General features: G+C 72.1%; 19 protein-coding genes and 2 pseudogenes. 12 read left to right on the top strand and 9 right to left on the bottom strand.

Features of this window, described 5'->3' with window-relative positions; genetic code table 11:
- Positions 1-55: 55 nt before the first annotated feature.
- Entirely contained in the window at positions 56-1,519 is a 1,464-nt protein-coding gene (locus tag NP777_RS20210) for a YibE/F family protein (RefSeq protein ID WP_256651572.1), read from the top strand.
- A 168-nt stretch (positions 1,520-1,687) separates the two neighbouring features.
- Here the strand turns inward: NP777_RS20210 and NP777_RS20205 are convergent, their stop codons facing one another.
- From NP777_RS20205 to NP777_RS20195, 3 genes are all read right to left on the bottom strand, one after another.
- Positions 1,688-2,125, bottom strand: a complete 438-nt coding sequence (locus NP777_RS20205) for an SsgA family sporulation/cell division regulator (RefSeq protein ID WP_037954688.1) — start codon at positions 2,123-2,125, stop codon at positions 1,688-1,690.
- Between the two features lie 473 nt (positions 2,126-2,598).
- Complete coding sequence (locus NP777_RS20200) at positions 2,599-2,793, bottom strand: DUF5326 family protein (RefSeq protein ID WP_256651571.1); 195 nt, start codon at positions 2,791-2,793, stop codon at positions 2,599-2,601.
- Positions 2,794-3,089: 296 nt separating this feature from the next.
- The gene (locus NP777_RS20195) at positions 3,090-3,407 is read right to left on the bottom strand and encodes a cupin domain-containing protein (RefSeq protein ID WP_256651570.1); all 318 of its coding nucleotides are present in this window, start codon (positions 3,405-3,407) and stop codon (positions 3,090-3,092) included.
- A 77-nt stretch (positions 3,408-3,484) separates the two neighbouring features.
- Between NP777_RS20195 and NP777_RS20190 the strand changes: the two genes are divergently transcribed.
- The 5 genes and pseudogenes from NP777_RS20190 (at position 3,485) to NP777_RS20170 (ending at position 7,490) form a co-directional block, all read left to right on the top strand.
- The gene (locus NP777_RS20190) at positions 3,485-3,865 is read left to right on the top strand and encodes a phage holin family protein (protein ID WP_256651569.1); all 381 of its coding nucleotides are present in this window, start codon (positions 3,485-3,487) and stop codon (positions 3,863-3,865) included.
- A gap of 24 nt (positions 3,866-3,889) precedes the next feature.
- Positions 3,890-4,390: pseudogene (locus tag NP777_RS20185) on the top strand (low molecular weight protein-tyrosine-phosphatase); the annotation flags it as partial.
- Positions 4,391-4,542: 152 nt separating this feature from the next.
- On the top strand, positions 4,543-5,808 hold the full coding sequence (locus NP777_RS20180) for a cystathionine gamma-lyase (RefSeq protein WP_256651568.1): 1,266 nt from the start codon (positions 4,543-4,545) through the stop codon (positions 5,806-5,808).
- 197 nt (positions 5,809-6,005) lie between these two features.
- Positions 6,006-6,902, top strand: coding sequence for a LysR family transcriptional regulator (locus NP777_RS20175; RefSeq protein ID WP_256651567.1), 897 nt, complete (start codon positions 6,006-6,008; stop codon positions 6,900-6,902).
- Between the two features lie 42 nt (positions 6,903-6,944).
- Entirely contained in the window at positions 6,945-7,490 is a 546-nt protein-coding gene (locus NP777_RS20170) for an NUDIX domain-containing protein (protein ID WP_256651566.1), read from the top strand.
- Positions 7,491-8,204: 714 nt separating this feature from the next.
- Here the strand turns inward: NP777_RS20170 and NP777_RS48540 are convergent.
- The 3 genes and pseudogenes from NP777_RS48540 to NP777_RS20155 all read right to left on the bottom strand — a co-directional run.
- Positions 8,205-8,919, bottom strand: a pseudogene (locus NP777_RS48540) (pyridoxamine 5'-phosphate oxidase family protein); the annotation flags it as partial.
- A 91-nt stretch (positions 8,920-9,010) separates the two neighbouring features.
- Entirely contained in the window at positions 9,011-10,585 is a 1,575-nt protein-coding gene (locus NP777_RS20160) for a globin domain-containing protein (RefSeq protein WP_256651564.1), read from the bottom strand.
- A 351-nt stretch (positions 10,586-10,936) separates the two neighbouring features.
- A complete protein-coding gene (locus NP777_RS20155) occupies positions 10,937-11,569 on the bottom strand; it encodes an HAD family hydrolase (RefSeq protein ID WP_256651563.1) in 633 nt (210 codons plus the stop codon).
- Positions 11,570-11,785: 216 nt separating this feature from the next.
- Here NP777_RS20155 and NP777_RS20150 point away from each other — a divergent pair, with 216 nt between their 5' ends.
- The 3 genes from NP777_RS20150 to NP777_RS20140 all read left to right on the top strand — a co-directional run bounded on the left by NP777_RS20150 (position 11,786) and on the right by NP777_RS20140 (position 13,435).
- The gene (locus NP777_RS20150) at positions 11,786-12,292 is read left to right on the top strand and encodes a DUF2269 domain-containing protein (RefSeq protein WP_256651562.1); all 507 of its coding nucleotides are present in this window, start codon (positions 11,786-11,788) and stop codon (positions 12,290-12,292) included.
- A 67-nt stretch (positions 12,293-12,359) separates the two neighbouring features.
- The gene (locus tag NP777_RS20145) at positions 12,360-12,839 is read left to right on the top strand and encodes a MarR family winged helix-turn-helix transcriptional regulator (RefSeq protein ID WP_256651561.1); all 480 of its coding nucleotides are present in this window, start codon (positions 12,360-12,362) and stop codon (positions 12,837-12,839) included.
- A 140-nt stretch (positions 12,840-12,979) separates the two neighbouring features.
- A complete protein-coding gene (locus NP777_RS20140; RefSeq protein WP_256651560.1) occupies positions 12,980-13,435 on the top strand; it encodes a GNAT family N-acetyltransferase in 456 nt (151 codons plus the stop codon).
- 49 nt (positions 13,436-13,484) lie between these two features.
- On the opposite strand, the gene NP777_RS20135 is transcribed toward NP777_RS20140, so the two are convergent.
- Positions 13,485-14,780 carry an SGNH/GDSL hydrolase family protein gene (locus tag NP777_RS20135; RefSeq protein ID WP_256651559.1) on the bottom strand — a complete coding sequence of 432 codons (1,296 nt, stop codon included), beginning with the start codon at positions 14,778-14,780 and terminating at the stop codon, positions 13,485-13,487.
- Between the two features lie 495 nt (positions 14,781-15,275).
- Positions 15,276-16,664, bottom strand: coding sequence for a serine hydrolase domain-containing protein (locus NP777_RS20130; protein ID WP_256651558.1), 1,389 nt, complete (start codon positions 16,662-16,664; stop codon positions 15,276-15,278).
- Positions 16,665-16,784: 120 nt separating this feature from the next.
- On the opposite strand from NP777_RS20130, the gene NP777_RS20125 reads away from it, so the two are divergent.
- From NP777_RS20125 to def, 3 genes are all read left to right on the top strand, one after another.
- Positions 16,785-17,216, top strand: coding sequence for a MerR family transcriptional regulator (locus tag NP777_RS20125; protein WP_256651557.1), 432 nt, complete (start codon positions 16,785-16,787; stop codon positions 17,214-17,216).
- 57 nt (positions 17,217-17,273) lie between these two features.
- Entirely contained in the window at positions 17,274-17,612 is a 339-nt protein-coding gene (trxA, locus tag NP777_RS20120) for a thioredoxin (protein WP_044572667.1), read from the top strand.
- A 150-nt stretch (positions 17,613-17,762) separates the two neighbouring features.
- On the top strand, positions 17,763-18,401 hold the full coding sequence (gene def, locus NP777_RS20115) for a peptide deformylase (RefSeq protein WP_256651556.1): 639 nt from the start codon (positions 17,763-17,765) through the stop codon (positions 18,399-18,401).
- A gap of 42 nt (positions 18,402-18,443) precedes the next feature.
- Here the strand turns inward: def and NP777_RS20110 are convergent, their stop codons facing one another.
- Positions 18,444-19,046, bottom strand: a complete 603-nt coding sequence (locus NP777_RS20110; RefSeq protein ID WP_256651555.1) for a class I SAM-dependent methyltransferase — start codon at positions 19,044-19,046, stop codon at positions 18,444-18,446.
- Positions 19,047-19,117 lie beyond the last annotated feature (71 nt).

The raw sequence follows: 19,117 nt of genomic DNA, 5'->3' as shown, positions 1-19,117 counted from the left end.
ACGGTTTATCCACAGCGCTGAACAGGGGGCCCACGTCTCTTGCGATGATGCGACGGTGACCGCCATCCAGCAGGACCACCCGCCCGAGCAGCCCCGCCCCTCCGATCAGGCGCACGGCAACGGCCACGGCCATTCCCATGGCCACTCCCACGGCCATGGCCCCGCCACCCCCGTCTCCGGGCGCCTCCGCAAGATCATCGCGGCTGTGCTCATCCCCTTCACCGTCGCCGTCGTGGCCGGTCTGATCGTGCTCTGGCCGGGCGGCGCGCCCGACCACAAGGCGCACGGCCGCAGCGGTCTCGGCTTCGACCAGACGACCGTCGCCGGACGGGTGGTGAAGGTCGAGGAGGTGAACTGCGCCGATGTGAACGCCCAGCCGCAGGCGCCGACCGAGCCCGGCCAGGACGGCGCCGCCCAGAACGGCGCCCCCGGACAGGGCGGGAGCTCCGGCCCCTCCGGGCAGGGCGGAAAGAAGAGCATCTGCGAGAAGGCCACGATCGAGGTCACCTCGGGCAAGGACAAAGGCCGCACCTTCCCCGAAATAATCCAGCCCAACGCCTCGCGCCGGCTCAGCGCCGGGCAGGAGCTGAAGCTGGCGTACGCCCCCAAGGCGCCCAAGGAACTGCAGTACTCCGTGTCCGACGTCGACCGGTCGATGCCGATGGCGCTGCTGGCAGGGCTGTTCGCGCTCGCGGTCGTGGTGGTGGGGCGGCTGCGCGGGGTGTTCGCGCTGGTGGCGCTGGCGATCAGCTTCGGGGTGCTGACGCTGTTCATCCTCCCGGCGATACTCCAGGGTTCCAATCCGCTGGTGGTCGCGGTCGTCGGGGGCAGCGCCATCATGCTTCTCGCGCTGTACATGTGCCATGGGCTGACGGCGCGTACGTCGGTCGCCGTGCTCGGCACCCTGGTGTCACTGCTGCTGATCGGGGTGCTGGGTTCGCTGTTCATCGGCTGGGCGAGCCTCACCGGCAACACGGACGACCAGACCGGGCTGGTGCACGGCCTCTATCCGAACATCGAGATACAGGGGCTGCTGCTCGCGGGCGTGATCATCGGCTCGCTCGGCGTGCTGGACGATGTGACGGTCACCCAGACCTCGGCCGTGTGGGAGCTGAGGGAGGCGGACCCGACCACATCCCGGCGCAAGCTCTACGGGGCGGCGATGCGGATCGGGCGGGACCACATCGCCTCCGTAGTGAACACCCTGGTGCTGGCGTACGCGGGCGCGTCGCTTCCGCTGCTGCTGCTGTTCTCCATCGCGGACAGCGGGGTGGGCACGGTCGCCACGAGCGAGATCGTCGCGGAGGAGATCGTACGGACGCTGGTGGGCAGCATCGGGCTGGTCGCCTCGGTGCCGGTGACCACCGCGCTGGCCGTGCTCGTGGTCTCCGCGGACCGCGCCCCGGCGGTGGAGGGCGGCGCGGAGCGGGTGGCCGACGCGGGCGGCGCCCAAGCGGCCCAGGCGGCCCGGACCGGCCGGGGCGGACGCGGGCGGCGCCGCCGGGCGAAGGGACGCTGACGTGGCGGGACGCTGACGTGCCAGGGCACTGACGTAGCGGGACGCTGACGTGCCAGGGCACTGACGTGCCAGGGCACTGACGTGGCAGGGCGCTGAGGCGATCGGCGCGCCGCCCGTCGACTCGGCCACGGCATGCCACTGAGCCTCGGCCCGCCGCGCAACCGGCTCTCAGCCCGCGTACCGGTCCTCGGCCAGGATGCGGTGGAGTTCGGCGTCAAGATCGCCGACCGGGTCACAGGCCGCCGGCTCCTGGCCGAAAGGCACCACCCGGTCCGTCCGGTCGAGGAAGGCCACCAGCGGAGCGGCCCCGGCCCGGAACAGGGCCCGTTCACAACCCACTTGGAGTCTGATGAAGACGTCCGAAAGACCCTCGGGGGAGGCGGGGGCGATACGCACATCCCCCTCGCCGGTGGGTTTGCTCAACCCGTCCAGCAGCAGCTCCCGCGCGAAAGCCCAGCTCACCGGCGCGTCACCGGGCAAATGGAAGGTGATCTCGACGGCATAGGGGTCGCTGCTGTCGTAGGACAGCTCGACCGGGATCCGGAAGGAGAGATCCTGCGAGACCAGGAAGGTCATCGTCACTTCCGCCTGAACTGTGTCACGCATCTCACGCATCGTTCGCCGCCCCGGGTTGTTTGCGCTTCGCCGACTCTGGAGCGTAGCGACTCGATTGCGGTGCGGAGTCGGTTTGCCTCGTGTGAGGGAACGAAAATGGCCAGTGTTGCCGTGTGGAGACCCGCGGGGCCGGGCGGCGCGGACGCCCCGGACGACGCGGGCCAGGTGGGCGGGAGATCGGGGCCGGCGCACCGGCCGTATCGAAGATCGCTGTCGTCAACAGGCACCCCCGGGGTGTTGTTGCGAGGCAGACGCCGAAGGAAGAACGCCGAGGACTCGCACTGTAACGGCAGGGGTGGCGCCGGGCGGTGCTCCCGCCCCGGCGGTATCCCTCGCGCGGCGTATCCGCGCGCGGCGGGGTGCGTCAGGACCTGCGGGGACGCGCAGGGCCCGCGGGGACGCGTGTCAGGGCCTGCGGGGACGCGTCAGGCCCTGGGTGACGCCGTGAGCGCCGCGGGGGCGGGTCAGGAAGTGAACTTCCGTACGACGTAGATCAGCCCGGCGACCAGCACCACCAGCAGCAACGCCTTGAAGACGAGGCTCACCACGAACCCGATCACGCTCATGATCAGGCCGCCGAACACGGCGAGGACGAGGACCGGTATCGCGATCCAGGTCACCCACCACGGCAAGCCCTGGAATATCCCCTTCGTGGTCACGTGACTCCCTGCTTTCTCTCCGAGCCGTGGGTCCGGACGCCGACGGCCGGTCTTCCCTGCCATCGATGCTAGGACGGGACGGAGGCGCGCGGGCGGCCCGCGCCCCCCGTCCTCCCCTGACCGGACCCCTACGGGGCCGGCCGGCCACACATCGGCTCCCAGATGGACAAGCCCCGGACCGGGATCAGCTCGCCGACACCGACGGCATCACGCCCCGGGGGGCCTGCGGCATCACGCCCCGGGGGGCCTGCGGCATCACGCCCCGGGGGCCGACGGCATTACGCCCCGGGACGGCCTCAGCCCTCCGGCGGCGAGAACACCACCAGCACCCTCAGATCCTCGGTGATGTGGTGGAACTTGTGCGCCGTGCCCGCCGGGACGTACACCACACTGCCCCGCGCCACCTGTGTCGTCTCCATCCCGACCGTGACGGACGCCCGGCCGCTCATCACGACGTACACCTCGTCCTGGCCGTGCGGCGACTGCGGGTCGGCCTGGCCCGCGTCCAGCGCGTACAACCCCACGGACATGTTCCGCTCCCGCAGGAACTGCAGATACGCGCCGTCGTTCGCGGCCCGCTCCGCCTCCAGCTCATCCAGCCGGAACGCCTTCATTCGACTCTCCACCCCTGCCTGACCCATGCCTGCGGTGCCCCTGCCTGCGCCGGGGCCTGTCTGCGACGATCTCAACCATGAAGAATTTTCTCGTCAAGACGATCGCGAACGCCGGCGCCCTCGGCGTCGCCATTTGGCTGCTCAAGGACATCACGCTCACCGGTGACAACACCGGGCGCCAGGCACTCACCCTCATTCTCGTGGCTCTGCTCTTCGGCGTGGTGAACGTGGTGGTCAAGCCGATCGTCAAGCTGCTGGCCTTCCCGCTGTTCATCCTGACCCTCGGGCTGATCACGCTGGTGATCAACGCCCTGATGCTGTTGTTGACCTCCTGGCTGGCCGGAAAGCTGGACCTGAGCTTCGAGGTCGACGGCTTCGGCACCGCGGTGCTCGGCGGCCTGATCGTCTCCATAGTCGCGTGGGCCCTGCATGTCGTGCTGCCCGATGACAAGGACTGATCACGGCCGGAGATGATGGAAGGCATGAGAGACCCGTCGCCCTACCGTGTCTGCTTTGTCTGCACCGGCAACATATGCCGCTCGCCGATGGCCGAATCCGTCCTCCGCGCCCATGCCGCGGAGGCCGGGCTGGACGGCCTCCTCGAGGTGGACAGCGCGGGCACCGGGCCCTGGCACGAGGGCGACGGGGCCGACCGCCGCGCCATCGACGTACTGACCGCCCACGGCTATGAGCAGGATCACATCGCGCGCCAGTTCCGGGCCGAGTGGTTCGAGCGCCTCGATCTGGTGATCGCCCTGGACAGCGGCCATCTGCACGAGCTGCGTGCGCTCGCGCCGACCCCGCACGCCGCCGCGAAGGTGCGGCTGCTGCGGAGCTACGACCCGGACGCGGACCATGACGCGCTGGGCGGCCTCAATGTGCCGGACCCGTATTTCGGCGGGCTGGACGAATTCGAGGAGTGCCTGGAGATGATCGAGGCCGCGAGCGGCGGGCTGCTGGACGCGGTCACCGAGGCCATCGACGCCTCGGAAAAGGGCGCGCAGAAGGGCGCGGAGAAGGCCACAGGGAAGGCCGCGGGAAAGACCGCGGGGAAGACCGCGGGGAAGACCGCGGGGAGCGCCACCGTCGAGAGCGCGTCGACCGCCGATGGCCCGGACGCGGAGAAGGAGTCCATATGACCGGCGACGGCACCCGCACCGTGCGGGCCGGACTGCCCGAGGCCGAGGCGTATGAGCCGACGCTGCCGGGCCCGGTCTTCGCCGCCCACTACCACCTCCCCGGCGACGCCGTCGGCCCCTACACCTACGGCCGGGACGCCAATCCCACCTGGTCCCTGCTGGAGCGGGCGATCAGCGAGCTGGAGTCGCCGGGCACCGACGCCGAGACGGTCGTCTTCTCCTCCGGCATGGGCGCGATCTCGGCCGTACTGCTGTCCCAGCTGCGCCAGGGCGACGCGGCCGTCCTGCCGTCCGACGGCTATCAGCTGCTCCCGGCGCTGATCGAGCGGCTGGCGGGCTACGGGGTCACCGTGCGCACCGCCCCGACCGGCGAGGACGCCCAGCTGGCCGCCCTGGAGGCGCTGGACGCTTCGGGCGACCGGACGAAGCTGCTGTGGCTGGAAACCCCGTCCAATCCCGGACTGGACGTCTGCGACATCCGCCGGCTCGCCGAGGCCGCGCACGCCCGGGGCTCGCTGGTCGCCGTCGACAACACCCTCGCCACCCCGCTCGGCCAGCGCCCGCTGGAGCTCGGCGCGGACTTCGCCGTGGCGAGCGGCACCAAGGCGCTCACCGGCCATGGCGATGTGCTGCTCGGCTATGTGACCTGCCGCGATCCCCGGCTCGCCGCGGAGGTGCGAGCCTGGCGCAAGACGGTGGGCGCGATCCCCGGTCCCATGGAGGCGTGGCTCGCCCACCGCTCCCTGGCCACCCTCCAGCTGCGTGTCGACCGCCAGGCGGCGACCGCCCTTGCCCTCGCCGAGGCGCTGCGCGACCGCCCCGAGGTCACCGGGCTGCGCCACCCCGGTCTGCCGACCGATCCCTCCCACCGGGTGGCGGCCGGGCAGATGCGCGGCGGGCGCTTCGGCTGTGTGGTCTCCTTCACCCTGCCGGACAAGGAGCACGCGGAGCGCTTTCTGACCGCGCTGCGGCTGGTGGACGACGCCACCGGCTTCGGCGGGGTGCGCTCCACGGCGGAGCGGCGCGGCCGGTGGGGCGGCGACGCGGTGCCCGAGGGTTTCATCCGGTTCTCGGTGGGCGCGGAGGACGCGGACGATCTGATCGCGGATGTGCTGCGGGCGCTCGACGCGGCATCGGGCACGGACGCGGCCTCCGACGCGGACGCGACATCGGGCACGGACGCGGCATCGGGCACGGGCACGGGCACGGACGCGGCATCCGGCACGGCGTCCGGCACGGCAGGCACCGGGGCGGATGGCTGAAAGCGGGCGGGTATGCCTGTGCGGGCGTCTCAAGCCTCCCCCCTCGTGGCTTGAGACGCCCCGGTTCTTCTCGTGGAGAACCGCTCGAACAAGGCTAGTTGACTCAGCGTCAGTGTCCAATCACAGTAGCGACATGGACCTATCGGCATATTTATAGTTGGCATGCGTTCGGGGCGCGACGAGGCGAGGGGAACCGCATGGATCTGGCCCTCTTACGCACCTTTGTCGCGGTCCACCGCGCCGGGTCCTTCACCCGCGCCGCCGGGCTGCTCGGGCTCTCCCAGCCCGCCGTCACCGGCCAGATACGCACCCTGGAGCGGCAGCTCGGCCGCCCCCTGTTCCTCCGTACGGCGCGCGGCGTCGTCCCCACCACGGTCGGGGACGAACTCGCCCACAAGGCCGCGCCGCATCTCGACGCCCTGGTGGAGATCACCGAGGCCGGTCTGGACGATCGCTCGGCGCTGCGCACCCTGCATCTCGCGGGCCCTCCGGAGTTCACCGCGCTGCGCGCCCTGCCCGCGCTGACCACCCTGGTCACCCAGGGGCTGGCGGTGCGCTGCGCCTTCGGCAGTGCCGAGGAGCTGTTCGAGGGACTGGGCGCCGGCCATCACGACCTGGCCATCACCACCGCCCGGCCACGGGGCCGGCTGCTGGCCGCCACCCCGCTGTGCGACGAGGAGCATGTGCTGGTCGCGTCCCCGCGCTGGGCCGCCCGGCTCGGCGGTCCGGCGGTGCTCCAGGTCAAGGGGGTGCGGGCGCTGGAGGCGCTGCCCGTCGTCGAGGTGCATGAGAGCCTGCCGCTGGTCACCCGCTACTGGTCGGCCGTCTTCGACACCCGGCCGGTCACCGCCGGCACGATCATCGCGCCCGATCTGCGCGCGGTGCTCGCCTGTGTCGCGCAGGGCGCGGGGCTCGGCGTTCTGCCCCGCTATCTGTGCATGGACGCGCTGGACGCCGGGGAGGTGGTGGCGCTGCTCAACCCGCCGGTGCCGCCACTGCGCACCTATTTCCTGGTGGTGCGGACGGGGGCACTCGCGCTGCCCCATATCGCGCGGGCGCACGAGTGGCTGTTGCGCGCGGCTGTCGATTGGTGAATAAGTGGTTTCGCGGGACCGAGGGTGCGGCAGATGTCCTGCATGACCGAACGACCCGTGGTCAAGCGCACCGCCCGTGCCATTCTGATCGAGGGCGACACCGCGCCCCGCATGATCCTGATCAAGCGCACCAAGCCCGGCCAGGCGCCGTACTGGATCACTCCGGGCGGCGGGATGGAGCCCGAGGACGCGACCGTCGTCGAGGCCCTGTACCGCGAGGTGGACGAGGAACTGGGCGCGAAGGTGACGGACGTGGTGCCCGCCTTCGTCGACACCGTCCCGCATCCCGATGAGAGCGCCCCTGGCGCTGGGGGCGCTGGGGGCGCTGGGGGAGCTGAGGGCTCTGGGGACGCGGGCGCGGCCGGCGTGAAGGTGCAGCACTTCTTCGTCTGCAGACTCGCCTCGATGGACCTCTCCCGGCGGCACGGCCCGGAGGTGGACGAGCCGTGCGGGGAGTACGACGTGGTGAGCGTCCCGTTCACCCGCGAGGGGATCGCCTCGGTCGGGGTGGTGCCGCCCTCGCTGCGGGCCTACCTCGACGCCAACATCGAGGGCGTGCTGGCCCTGCTCGCGGACGACCTCGGCTGAGGAACTAACGGAACCAGCCGCTGAACGGCTGCTGGGTCTTCCGGGCCGCCCGCTGACGCGCCTCGGCCAGCACCCGCTCGGCCTCCTCCCGCCAGTCCTCGGGCCCCGCGTCGGGGCGGACCGGCGGCCGGATGGCCGGGCCGAGATCACGCACCGCCGAGGGCTCGGCGGCCCGCCGAGCGGGGTCGGCCACCGCGTCGGCCTGCGGTTCGGGCCGCACGGCCGGTTCGACGACCGGAACCTGCGGGCCCCGGACGTCCTGAGTGGCCGGGGCGGTCGGGGCGGTCGGGGCTGTTGGGGCGGTCTGGGCAGGCAGGCCCACCGGCCATGAGACCGGTGACGTGGGCGGGGCAGGAGGGATCGCCAGGACCTGAGTGTCCGAGTCTGTCAGGGGCTGAGGATCCGGGGCGGCCGGCCCCTGAGAGGCCGGGACCTCCAGCTCGGTCCGAGCGGCCGGAAGAGGCCGGGCAGGTTGTCCGGGCAGGTCCACCGCCCACGAGGGCCGTGAAACGGACGGGACAGACGGAACAGACGGGGCGGACGGAACGGATGGGGCAGCAGGCGCGGGCGGAGCAGATCGCGCGGGCGGAGCAGATCGCGCGGGCGGAGCGGGCTGCGCGGGCGAGGCAGACGGAGCAGACGAAACGGGCGGCGCAGCGGGCATAGGGGCCGCCGGCGGCGCAGCGGGCGCAGGCGGCGCAGGCGGCGTAGGGGGAACCCGGCGGCCCTCGCGGGCCTCGGCCGCCGCGCCGAAGAAGTCGCCGCCCTTCCGCTTGACGTCGTCCGTCCCCCAGTCCCGCTCCCGGTCGTGCTCGAGGGCCCGGTCACCGGAGGGCCCACGGCGCCGGGCGGCGTCGCCAGCGCCGGTGCGCCGCTGCGCCGGGACCTTCTGGAGGTGCGGGATGTGCTTGGCGCAGTGGATGTACGCCTCCTCGACGGTCACCTCGACCCACACCACCGCGCGCCGCCCCGGCACCGGGTCCACCGGCAGTCCGGGCTGCGCCTCGCGCATCTCGGCGTCCTCCACCACCCGGGCCCGGCCGTTCACATGCAGCCCGATCCGGTCCCGGAAGAAGTCGACCATGAGAATGCCCAGGTGGGGGTTCTCCTGGATATTGCCGAGGCTGGCCAAGACGCCGTTCCCCCGGTATTCGGGATAGGCCAGCGTGCGCGTGTCGAGCACTCTCAGAAAGCCGGGCGGACCGGCCCGGAACGTGCTGTCGCACTCCCCGTGCCGGTCGGAGGTGGCCAGGAAGAACATTTCCTGGCGCTCGATGAACTCCCGCATCCGGACATTCAGGTGGTCCAGCACCTGGTCGTCGTAGAAGCGGTCGGCGCGGTCGACGGTGCCCAGTCGCCGCTGCAAATGGTGTTCGCCGTCGCTCCCGGGACGCCACGCGCGGTCGTCCAGGTGCTCCGCACTGTCCACGGTTCTCGTCCCCGTCCTGATTCGCCGTCCGGAATCGCCGGAATGCCTGCCTAGTGTTGGTGTTTCGTCGTATGCCGTCCGTGCCCGCGCCCTATTCCGCGGCCGCGGCGAGCTCCTCGATGGAGTCGTGCCGGATGCGGTGCGACGGAATGCCGACGCCCATCAGGGCGTCGACACCGCTGCGGATCATCCCGGGCGGCCCGGAGAGATAGGCGTCGAACGCGTTCCACGGGCCGTACTGCCGCACGGCGTCGGGCAGCCGACCGCTGAGGCCGTTGGTCGGGCCGTCGGAGACGACGGGACGGACCGCGAGCCACGGATGCTTCTGGGCCAGCCGCAGCATGGTGTCGATGTCGTACAGATCGTGATCGTTGCGGGCGCCGTAGAAGACCTCGACCGGGCGGTTGCGGCCGTGGTCGGCGACGTCCTCGACCAGCGCCTTGATCGGCGCGATTCCGGTGCCGCCGCCGAGGCAGAGCAGCCCGTTGTCGCTGGCGTGGTCGACCGTCATGGAACCGGCGGGGGGCCCGAGGCGGATCACATCGCCGGGGCGGGCCCGGTGCACCAGCGCGGAGGACACCCATCCGGCCGGGACGGCCTTCACATGGAAGGAGAGCAGCCCGTCGGAGCGCGGCGCCGAGGCGAACGAATAGTGCCGCCAGACCCGCGGCCACCAGGGCGTTTCCAGTGAGGTGTACTGGCCCGCCAGAAAGGGGTACGGCTGGTCGGGACGGACGGTGATGACCGCGATGTCATGGGTGCGCGTCTCATGCCCGACCACCTCGGCCTGCCACCACGCGGGGGCGATCAGCTCGTCCTCGGCGGCCGAGTCGATCATGATCTGGGAGATCGCGGTGTAGGCCCGCACCCAGGCGGCCTCGGCCTCGTCGTTCCAGGTGGTGACGGCGTAGCGGGTGAGCGCGCCGATCAGGCATTCGCCGACGGCGGGGTAGTGCTCGGGCTGGGTGCCGTACTTGCGGTGGCCGCGGCCCAGCCGGGAGAGGAACTCGGTGAGGATGTCGAGGTCGTCGATGAGCCGGGCGGCGGTGAGGATCGCCTTGAACAGCCGGTCGCGCTGGGCGTCCATGGCGGCGGGGAAGAGCGGCCGCAGCTCGGGGTGCTGGACGAAGAGCAGCGCGTAGAAGTACGAGGTGACCTTGTCGCTGATGGGCTCGACCTCGGCCATGGTGCGGCGCAGCAGGATCGCGTCGGGCGAGGCGGTCTCGGGGGCGGCGAACGGCGAGTCGGGGCCGGGCCGGACGTCCTGCGGGACCGGGGCCACCTCGTCGGGGCGCTGATGCTCCTCGCGCCCGGGGGCGGCGGGGCCGGGGGCGGCTGGGCCGTGCCCCGCGGGGCCGGGGGCCCGGCGGTCGTCCGGGCGATGGTCGTCCGGGCGATGGTCGTCCGTACGGCGGTCGTCGGTGCGGTGGCCGCCCGCTCCCCGGCCGGGCGCGGGGGCCGGCTCCGCGGGCGTACGGCGGTCGGCTTCGGTGCCGACCGGGCGTATCGGGTTCACCGGGCGGCTGGGCGCACGCTCATCGCTCTGCTGGTCCGGGGTCCTGCGGTCGTCGGCCGGTTTCCTGCTCGGGGTGAACCAGCCCCAGTCGCCACTGTTTCCGCCGGAGCCGTCGCTGCCGGCCGACGATGTGGTGGTCGGAGCGTCCATGGTTGCCTCGCCTCGAACATCTTTCTGTCGGTCTTCGCACTTCCGCTGCCGGAATGTGCCCGCGATTCCCCGTCCTGGTGCACTGGTTCAAGCGAGAATGGTCGTGCCGACCCTCTCTGTAACTCTCTGCCGGGCAGCATGCCATGCTCGTTCCCCGCCCCGGGCGCATAGCCCGAAGTCCGGGAAACGGGGGCTGCGTTCCCGTTACGCTGGTTGCCCTGGGATGCCCGTTCTGACCCCGTTACAGCACGCCGCACGGAACCGGACCCGACCCTACCGGCCCCGGATGAATTCACAAGCCCCAAGTGCCCCACATCTGTTACACCCACCAACTCGCGTAATTACCGATAGTTACGTGTGGTTACCCATCAATTCGTAAGCCTCTCGGAGATCGCGGCCCGTATAGGCGTGGGATGCGATTTCGCTCACATGGTGGTCGGCGTTCACGGCGACCGAGACCGGCACCACCGTGAACAGTTCGGCGTCCGAGAGGGAATCCCCATAGGCCACGCAGTGATCCCTGGTCAAGCCGAACTTCGCACAGAGTTCATCGGCGATCCGGACCTTCGCGGCCGGGGTCAGGATCCCCGCCGGATCCACCGGCTCCCGGAACGGCACGGCGGGCCACGTCGAGCCGTACGTGGCGTCCGCGCCCCACTCCAGCAGCCGCGACACGAAGAAGCCCGGCGAGAGCGAAATCACCGCACAGCGCTCGCCCCGCGCCCGGATGTCCGCCCACACCTCACGGATCCCGGCCAGCCACGGCGCCCCCTCGAACGCCGCCGCCACATGCTCCTCCGTCAGCGCCGCCCACAGCGCACAGGCCCGCTCCGCGAACTGGGCCGTCGTCAGTTCCCCGCCCGCGAACGCCCGCTCCAGCGCGGCGATCTCCCGCTCCAGACCGAGCTGCCGGGAGATCTCGATCGCGGCGGCCGAGCCGTGGATGAGCGTCCCGTCCAGATCGAACAGATGCAGTCTGGTCATACCAGCCGAGCGTAGATGCACCCGCCGACCGGCCCCGCCCCGGCCCAACGCCAACGGCCCGGCCCGAACGCCAACGGCCCGGCCCGGCGCCGACGGCCCGGCGTCATCGCCCGGCCCGCCGGCACCTACGCGCCGGGCCGCCCGCGCCGCCGGGAGTACGCGCGGATACTCCCGACGTCAGACGCCCCGGGGTCGCGACGCCGCCACGGTGGGGGCATGCGGCAACTCACCCGCCCCGCGCGCCGGGGCCTCCTCGTCGTTCATGTCGTCGTCTCCGTCGGATGGCTCGGGCTGACCCTCGGGGTGCTGGCCCTGGGGATCACCGGGGCCATGGCCGGCTCGGCCGAAGACGCCGGGGCGGCGTACCGGTCCATGAACGTGCTGGGCGACTGGCTGCTGATTCCGATCAGCCTGCTGTCGCTGGTCAGCGGGATCGTGCTGTCGCTGGGGACACCCTGGGGGCTGGCGCGCCACCGGTGGGTGTACGTGAAGTTCTGGCTGACCATGATCACCACCGCCGCCACGGCGTTCGCACTGCGCGCCCGGATCGACTCCGCGATGGCCGATGTCGTGGCGGGGCGGGCGGTCGGGGCGACCACGGATCTGATCCTGGCGCCGGCGGTCAGCCTGTGCGTCTATACCTTTCTCACCGCGATCTCGGTGATCAAGCCCTGGGGGCTGACCGCCCGGGGGCGGCGGCTGCGGGCGACAAAGCGCCGATAATTGCATACGCGGTCTTTTTCATGCCTGGACTATCCTGGAATCCACTCACCCACCAAGGAGGGGTTCCATGCCGGACGAACCGCACGGCGCCGTCGCCCCGCCCGTAGCACAGACCCTGGCCCAGGGCTGGTGCGCCCTGTCCTCCCTGCACGGCCGGATAGAGACGCATATCGAGCGTGCGCTGCAGGCCGGGCACGATCTGAGCGTCCGCGAATTCTCGGTGCTCAACGTACTCAGCGGGCAGCACGACGGCGACGGCGGACATCTGCAGATGAAGCAGCTCGCCGACTCCGTCGTACTCAGCCAGAGCGCCACGACCCGGCTGGTCACCCGGCTGGAGGACCGCGGTCTGCTCGCCCGCTACATCTGCCCCGACGACCGGCGCGGCATCTACACCGACGTCAGCGACGAGGGGCTGAAACTCCTGGAGGAGGCGCGGCCGACGCATGACACCGCGCTGCGCGAGGCACTCGCCGAGGCCGCCCGGCGGCCGGAGCTGGCGCCCCTCGTCGCCGCGGTGGAGGGGCTGACCGGCACCACGCGCTGATGCCCGGACCCGCTGATCCCGGCACGCGCTGATGCCCTGACGCGCTGGAACGCCCTGATGCCCGGACCCGCTGATCCGCGGTGGCCGTGGGCCCGTCGCCGCCGTCGGGGGCTCGCGGGGCCCGGCGTAGGCTCCACCGCATGAGCGACTTCGAGATACGGCGCGCGACCGCCGATGACATCCCGGCGATCGTGGCCATGCTGACGGACGACCCGCTCGGCGCCCGCCGGGAGTCCCCGGACGACCTGGCCCCGTACCGCGCGGCGTTCGAGCGGCTGGACGCGGATCCCCAGCAGCGGCTGGTCGTCGCCGTCCGGGAGGGCCGCACCGTCGGCACCCTTCAGCTGACCGTGATCCCCGGGCTGTCGCGGCGCGGCGCCACGCGCTCGATCATCGAAGGCGTCCGGATCCACTCCGAGGAGCGCGGCGGCGGGCTCGGCACCCAGCTGATCGAATGGGCCGTCGAGGAGTCACGCCGCGAGGGGTGCGTGCTGGTGCAGCTCACCTCGGACACGACCCGTATCGACGCCCACCGCTTCTACGAGCGGCTCGGCTTCGAGGCCAGCCACATCGGCTTCAAGCTGCCGCTGGCCTGAACCGACCCGCTCTCACCTGTTCTCACCGGTCTCACCCCCGTCGGCGGCCTCATAGCGTCGCGAGGTCGACGGCCTCGGCCATCCGCCGGTAGCCCGCGTCGTTCGGGTGCTTGAAGTCGCCCGAGTCGTACGCCGGGTTCAGCCGCAGCGGGTCGGACGGCGCGGCCATGGCCTGCGCGAAGTCGACGACCGCGTCGAAGGCGCCCGAGGCGCGGATCCACTCGTTGATCGCGGCGCGCTTCGCCTCGGACCGCGGGGTGTGGTACTCGGCGCCCTTGAACGGCAGGATCGTCCCGCCGATGACCTTGATCCCGCGGGCGTGCGCGAGAGCGATCAGCTCCCGGTAACCGGCGATCACCTCATCGGCCGACACCTGCGGATCGGGCTTGTAGGTGGGCAGATCGACCTCGCTGAAGCCGATGTCGTTGAGCCCCTCGAGCAGGATCACCGACCGTACGCCCGGCTTGTCCAGGACATCGCGCCGGAAGCGGGCGCCCGCCCGGTCCCCGTACCAGGCCGAGTCGTGCAGCAGCAGATTGCCGCCGATCCCGGAGTTGAGTACGGGGCGCGGGGTGCCCGCGGCCACGAGGCGCTCGGCCAGCAGATCCGGCCAGCGGTGGTCGGCGTCATAGGTCGAGCCGAAGCCGTCGGTGATCGAGTCGCCGAAGGCCACCACCGTACCCGGGTGGCGCGGGCCGCCGGTGACCTCGACATCGGAGAGGTAGTACCAGGAGTGGGTGGTCTCGGCGAAGGCCGCCCCGGCGCGGTCGGCGCGGTGGTCGCCGTCCGCGCGGAAGCTGCTGGCGTACGCCTGGGCGTGGAAGGTGGCGGGGCCGGTCGGGCGGTCGAAGTACAGCGTGACGGTGACCGCCTGACGGGCCGCCACGCGCAGCGGGGCCGCGTCGCTCACCGTCTCCCCGCCCGCCGGGACCTCCACCGACCGACGGTGCCCGAAGGTCAGCGGGCGCAGGCTCGCGCCGTTGACGGCGGCGCCGTGCGCGGTACGGGCGATGGTCGCGCCCGCGATGCGCAGCGGGGTGGTGCCGTAACGGTTCGACAGCCTGATCCGGGCGGCCGTGCCGCCGTCGGTGACCCGGACGACCTGACGCAGGGTCTGGGCGGTGTGCTCGGCGAAGCCGCTCTCGGCCCAGTTCTTCTCGAAGCCCGAGCTGGGGCGCTGGACGGGGGCGGCCCACCCGGCCGACCAGACGGTCCCCGGCCGGTCGCGGCCGGCCGCCGGGCCGCCGGGCCGGGCGGTGGCCGTCCCGGAGGCGGCCATGGAGGCCGCCATGACGGTGGTGAGGGCGAGCAGGGATGCGCTGAGACGAAGCGTGGACAAGCGCACGACGGGGCTCCTGGGGGAGGGGAGGACGAGTGGATCGGATCAGGCCACTCCCGTACGGAGGCGCGGGGTACGGAGTACGTGGGTACGGGAGCCCGCGAGCTCCGGCGTATCGACGCACCGAAGCACGGTCGCGCCGGCTGAACCGTCGCACCGAAGCACCCGCGCAACGGCTGAACCAGCTGAACCGGCGCACCGACATACCGACATACCGACATACCCGCGCACCAGCTGAACCGGCGCACCGACATACCGACATACCCGCGCACCAGCTGAACCGGCGCACCGACATACCGACATACCCGCGCACCAGCTGAACCGGCGCACCGACGTACCCGCGAACCGACGTACAGGAGAACCGGAGACCAACCTGCCGCCCGCCGCACCGCCGACCCAGCCCCCGGCCGTGCGTACCACTGGCGGGGTCAGGCTACGGCCGCCGGATCCTCAACACCCCGCCGGAACGCGGCACCCGCTCCCGCCCCGCCGCCTCCCCCCTCAGAGTGCGCGCCAGCCCTCCGGGTCGACCCCGCCGGGCACCGCGTCGCCCGGGGCGTAAGGCTCCCGGGTGAACACGAAGGTGCCCAGGTCCAGATGGGCCGGGGCGCCGCCCTCCCCCTCGACCACCCGCAGCGTCTCCCCCGCGTAATAGCCGTCGAGCCCCGTCCAGGTGCCGTCCGGCTCGGCCCTGAAGCGGGAGGCCCGGCCTCCCCCGGTGGCCGGGGACAGCTCCAGCCCGCGGTCCGCCCGCAGCCGCAGGTGGTAGGCACGGGGGCCCCAGTACCAGGGGCCGGTCAGCGCCAGCAGCGCCGGATCCACCTCGGTGAGCGGCCGCCAGGGCTCGGGGATACGGGGCTCGTGCTCCGCCACGATCCGTATGAGGTCGGCGGCGATGGCGCCGATCGCCGGCCCCGAGGTGGCGTTGGCCAGCGCGATCCCGGCCAGCCGGTCCTCGGCGCTCACCCACAGCGAGGCCAGGAAGCCGGGCATGGAGCCGGTGTGGCCGTGGAGGAACCGTCCGCCGTGCCGGACGAGCTGCGTCCCCAGGCCGTAGCCGCCGTCCCAGTCCCCCTCCTCGGGGGCGACGGCGGGCGCCCGCATCTCGGCCAGCGACTCCGCGCCGAGCACCCGCTCGTCCCCGTCCAGCAGGAAGGCGGCGAAGCGGGCCAGATCCCCGGCGGTCGACCAGAGCTGTCCGGCCGGACCCATCCGCCCGGTGTCCTCGGCCGGTTCGGGCAGCAGCACATCCGCCCAGGGGTGCACGGCCCATCCCCCGGCGTGCGGCGCCCGCGGCTCGAGCGACGTACGCCCCATCCCCAGCGGCTCCAGCACCTCGCGCGCGAGCACCTCGCCCCAGGGCGCTCCGCGCAGCCGCTCGACCAGCGCGCCGAGCAGCGCGAAACCAGGGTTGGAGTAGTGGTGACGGCGGCCCGCGGGGTGGATCAGCGGGCGCTCGCCGAAGATGTCGGCCGTCTCTGGCCGCAGCGCCCCGGGCGTGCGCTCCCACCACGGGCCGCGGGCCTCGGCGGCGAGACCCGAGGTGTGGGAGAGGAGCTGGGCCACGGTCGCGCCCTCGGCCTCCGGCACGTCCAGATGCTTGGCCAGCGGATCGCCGAGGTCCAGCAGCCCCTCGTCGCGCAGCCGCATCACCAGCACCGCCACAAAGGTCTTGGTCAAGGAGCCGATGCGGTACTGGGTGTCGGCGTCCGGTGCGGATCCGTCCACGGAGCTGCGCGACCCCGTCCACACCAGCCGCCCCTCCCGCACCACGGCCCCCACCAGGGACGGGGCACGGCCCTCGGCCTGGCCGCGGGCGAGGCGGCGCAGCAGGGCACGGCGGGTGGCGGGCAGCGGCTCGGCGAACTCATCCACGTCGGGTGTGGTCATATCGGCACTCTACGGCGAGGGTCTGACAACGGTCGGTCATCGGTCGGCGGCGGCCGGGCGCCGCCCAGCCCCGCGGCGCGCTCTGGCCTTGACGCCGGGGTCAAGGTCTACCGTCGAGTCATGCGGATCGGAGAGCTGGCCGAACGGGCGGGTACGACCACCCGCACCCTGCGCTATTACGAGTCGCTCGGGCTGCTGCCCGCGCGCCGCACCGGCAATGGTTACCGGTCGTACGACGAGGAGGACCTGCGGCTGCTCCAGCAGATCCGCACGCTGCGCGACTTCGGTTTCGAACTGGAGGAGACGCGTCCGTTCGTCGAGTGCCTGCGCTCCGGCCATCCGGCCGGTGACTCCTGCCCCGCCTCGCTGGAGGTCTACCGGCGCAAGCTCGCCGAACTGGACGAGTGCATCGCCCGGCTGGGCGCGATCCGGGAGCGGGTCGGGACACAGCTCATCCAGGCGGAGCGGGCCCGCGCGGAGCTGGAGGCCGCGGCGACGGCGCCCGAAGGAGCCCCGGAGCCGCGCTGCGAGCTGACGCCGCCCGGCCCATGAGCCCGCCGTGACCGCGGCGGCTCCACACACATGACAAGGACCGCAGAGGGAGATGACATGTCACTGACACACACCGGGGGAGTGGCCACGGTCACGGACGCCACCTTCGCCGAGGAGGTGCTGGCGGCCGAGCTGCCGGTGCTGGTGAAGTTCACCGCCTCGTGGTGCCCGCCGTGCCGGATGATCGCGCCGGTGCTGGCGGAGATCGCGCAGGAGGAGGGCCACCGGCTGAAGGTGGTGTCCCTGGACGTGGACGAGAACCCGTCCACCACCAACGCGTACGGGGTGCTCTCGATGCCGACCCTGATGCTGTTCCGGGCGGGCGAGCCGGTGCGGTCGCTGGTCGGGGCCCGCAGCAAGCGGCGGCTGCTCGAGGAGCTCGGCGAAGCGCTCTGAGCCCGTACCTGACGCGATCTGACGCGCGCCGGAGCCGAGGCCGAACCGCCCCTGCTACGTTGGCCGGACATGACCATCAGCGGGGGCGGCCGACAGCGGCCGTGAGCGGCCATCAGGCGGCCAGTGGGGGCGGAAAAGGTGAGGTCAGCGGTGCGCGTCCTGGTGCAGGGGAAACCCGTCGACTCCTATCCGGCGCTGCCTCCCGAGGCCGAGCGCGGAGCACCGCGCCGGATCACCGAGGTCGGCGAGGAGGTGCTGCGCCGCTCCTGCCGTGAGGTGACCGAGTTCGGCACGCCCGAGCTGAGCGCCCTCATCGACGACATGTTCCTCACCATGTACATCGCCGACGGCGCCGGTCTGGCCGCCAACCAGGTCGACGTCGACCTGCGGCTGTTCGTCTATGACTGCCCGGACGACCACGGCGTACGGCACATCGGCCACATCATCAACCCCGTCCTGGACCAGCCCGACCCGGCCCACCGGCTGCTCATCGAGGAGCCCGAGGGCTGTCTGTCCGTACCGGGCGCGCGGATGGACGTACCGCGTACCGACCGCACCGTGGTCCGCGGCGTCGACAAGGACGGCAACCCGCTGATGATCGAGGGCACCGGCTACTTCGCCCGATGTCTGCAGCACGAGGCCGACCATCTCTCGGGGCACCTCTACATCGACCGGCTCTCCAAGCGCGACCGCAAGGACGCGCTGCGGCAGATGGCGGACCGTCACGAGGAGGTCCTCGCCCGCCGCGTGGAGAAGGCGACAGCCCTGGGCCACCAACTCCAGCCCTGACCCGACCTGCCCTGCCCTGCCCTGCCCCGACCCGGCTACCGCTTATCCCAGCCGTCGCGCTCGCAGCACGGTGTCATGGGTGTGGTGGGTACCGGCGGGGGCGGGAGCGGTGCGTGGACGGGTCTCGTTGACCACCACCGCCCAGCCGTCGTCGAGCACCCCGGCGACGTCGTCGGGCTGGTAATAGTCCCGGGGGTCGAAGCCCTGCTCCGGGTTCGGGCTCAGATCGGCGAGGTCATGGGTGGCGAACAGCAGCGTGCCCCCGGGCGCGACGGCGTCCAGCAGGCCACGCAGCGCGCCGTGGTCCGACTGGCGCTTGAGCGGAAAGTACTGGACGGACACCAGGTCGAACGCCGCGGCCGGGAATCGCGCGCTGCTCAGGTCGGCCCGCGTCCACGCCACCCGCCCCCCGATGTCCGCGGCCGCCGCGGCGGCGCGCTCCAGGGCGACCCGGGAGATGTCCACCGCGGTCACCTGCCACCCCCGCCGAGCCAGCCAGACCGCGTCACCACCCTCCCCACACCCCACATCGAGCGCCTGCCCCGGCGGCATGTCGGCGACCTCGGTGACGAGCACCCCGTTGGGCGCCCCACTGAAGAGCTGATCGCGGCTGCGATACATGTCGTCCCAGAATTCCGTGTCCATGCCCGCCAACCTCCCCCCACCCAGGGCAACCTGACAAACCCCTTTGCGAGACCGGCAAATCGCGGGCCCGG

The sequence above is a fragment of the Streptomyces rugosispiralis genome (genome assembly GCF_024505145.1).
GTDB lineage: Bacteria > Actinomycetota > Actinomycetes > Streptomycetales > Streptomycetaceae > Streptomyces > Streptomyces rugosispiralis.
The sequence above is the reverse complement of the archived record's forward strand: the minus strand, read 5'-3'. Positions and strand labels throughout refer to the sequence as shown.

Bases quoted from the DNA above. Each gene is read 5' to 3' on its own strand.
- NP777_RS20205 (WP_037954688.1), bottom strand. From the start codon at position 2,125: ATGCGTGACACAGTTCAGGCGGAAGTGACGATGACCTTCCTGGTCTCG.
- NP777_RS20195 (WP_256651570.1), bottom strand. From the start codon at position 3,407: ATGAAGGCGTTCCGGCTGGATGAGCTGGAGGCGGAGCGGGCCGCGAAC.
- NP777_RS20190 (WP_256651569.1), top strand. From the start codon at position 3,485: ATGAAGAATTTTCTCGTCAAGACGATCGCGAACGCCGGCGCCCTCGGC.
- NP777_RS20180 (WP_256651568.1), top strand. From the start codon at position 4,543: ATGACCGGCGACGGCACCCGCACCGTGCGGGCCGGACTGCCCGAGGCC.
- NP777_RS20175 (WP_256651567.1), top strand. From the start codon at position 6,006: ATGGATCTGGCCCTCTTACGCACCTTTGTCGCGGTCCACCGCGCCGGG.
- NP777_RS20170 (WP_256651566.1), top strand. From the start codon at position 6,945: ATGACCGAACGACCCGTGGTCAAGCGCACCGCCCGTGCCATTCTGATC.
- NP777_RS20160 (WP_256651564.1), bottom strand. From the start codon at position 10,585: ATGGACGCTCCGACCACCACATCGTCGGCCGGCAGCGACGGCTCCGGC.
- NP777_RS20155 (WP_256651563.1), bottom strand. From the start codon at position 11,569: ATGACCAGACTGCATCTGTTCGATCTGGACGGGACGCTCATCCACGGC.
- NP777_RS20150 (WP_256651562.1), top strand. From the start codon at position 11,786: ATGCGGCAACTCACCCGCCCCGCGCGCCGGGGCCTCCTCGTCGTTCAT.
- NP777_RS20145 (WP_256651561.1), top strand. From the start codon at position 12,360: ATGCCGGACGAACCGCACGGCGCCGTCGCCCCGCCCGTAGCACAGACC.
- NP777_RS20140 (WP_256651560.1), top strand. From the start codon at position 12,980: ATGAGCGACTTCGAGATACGGCGCGCGACCGCCGATGACATCCCGGCG.
- NP777_RS20130 (WP_256651558.1), bottom strand. From the start codon at position 16,664: ATGACCACACCCGACGTGGATGAGTTCGCCGAGCCGCTGCCCGCCACC.
- NP777_RS20125 (WP_256651557.1), top strand. From the start codon at position 16,785: ATGCGGATCGGAGAGCTGGCCGAACGGGCGGGTACGACCACCCGCACC.
- trxA (WP_044572667.1), top strand. From the start codon at position 17,274: ATGTCACTGACACACACCGGGGGAGTGGCCACGGTCACGGACGCCACC.
- NP777_RS20110 (WP_256651555.1), bottom strand. From the start codon at position 19,046: ATGGACACGGAATTCTGGGACGACATGTATCGCAGCCGCGATCAGCTC.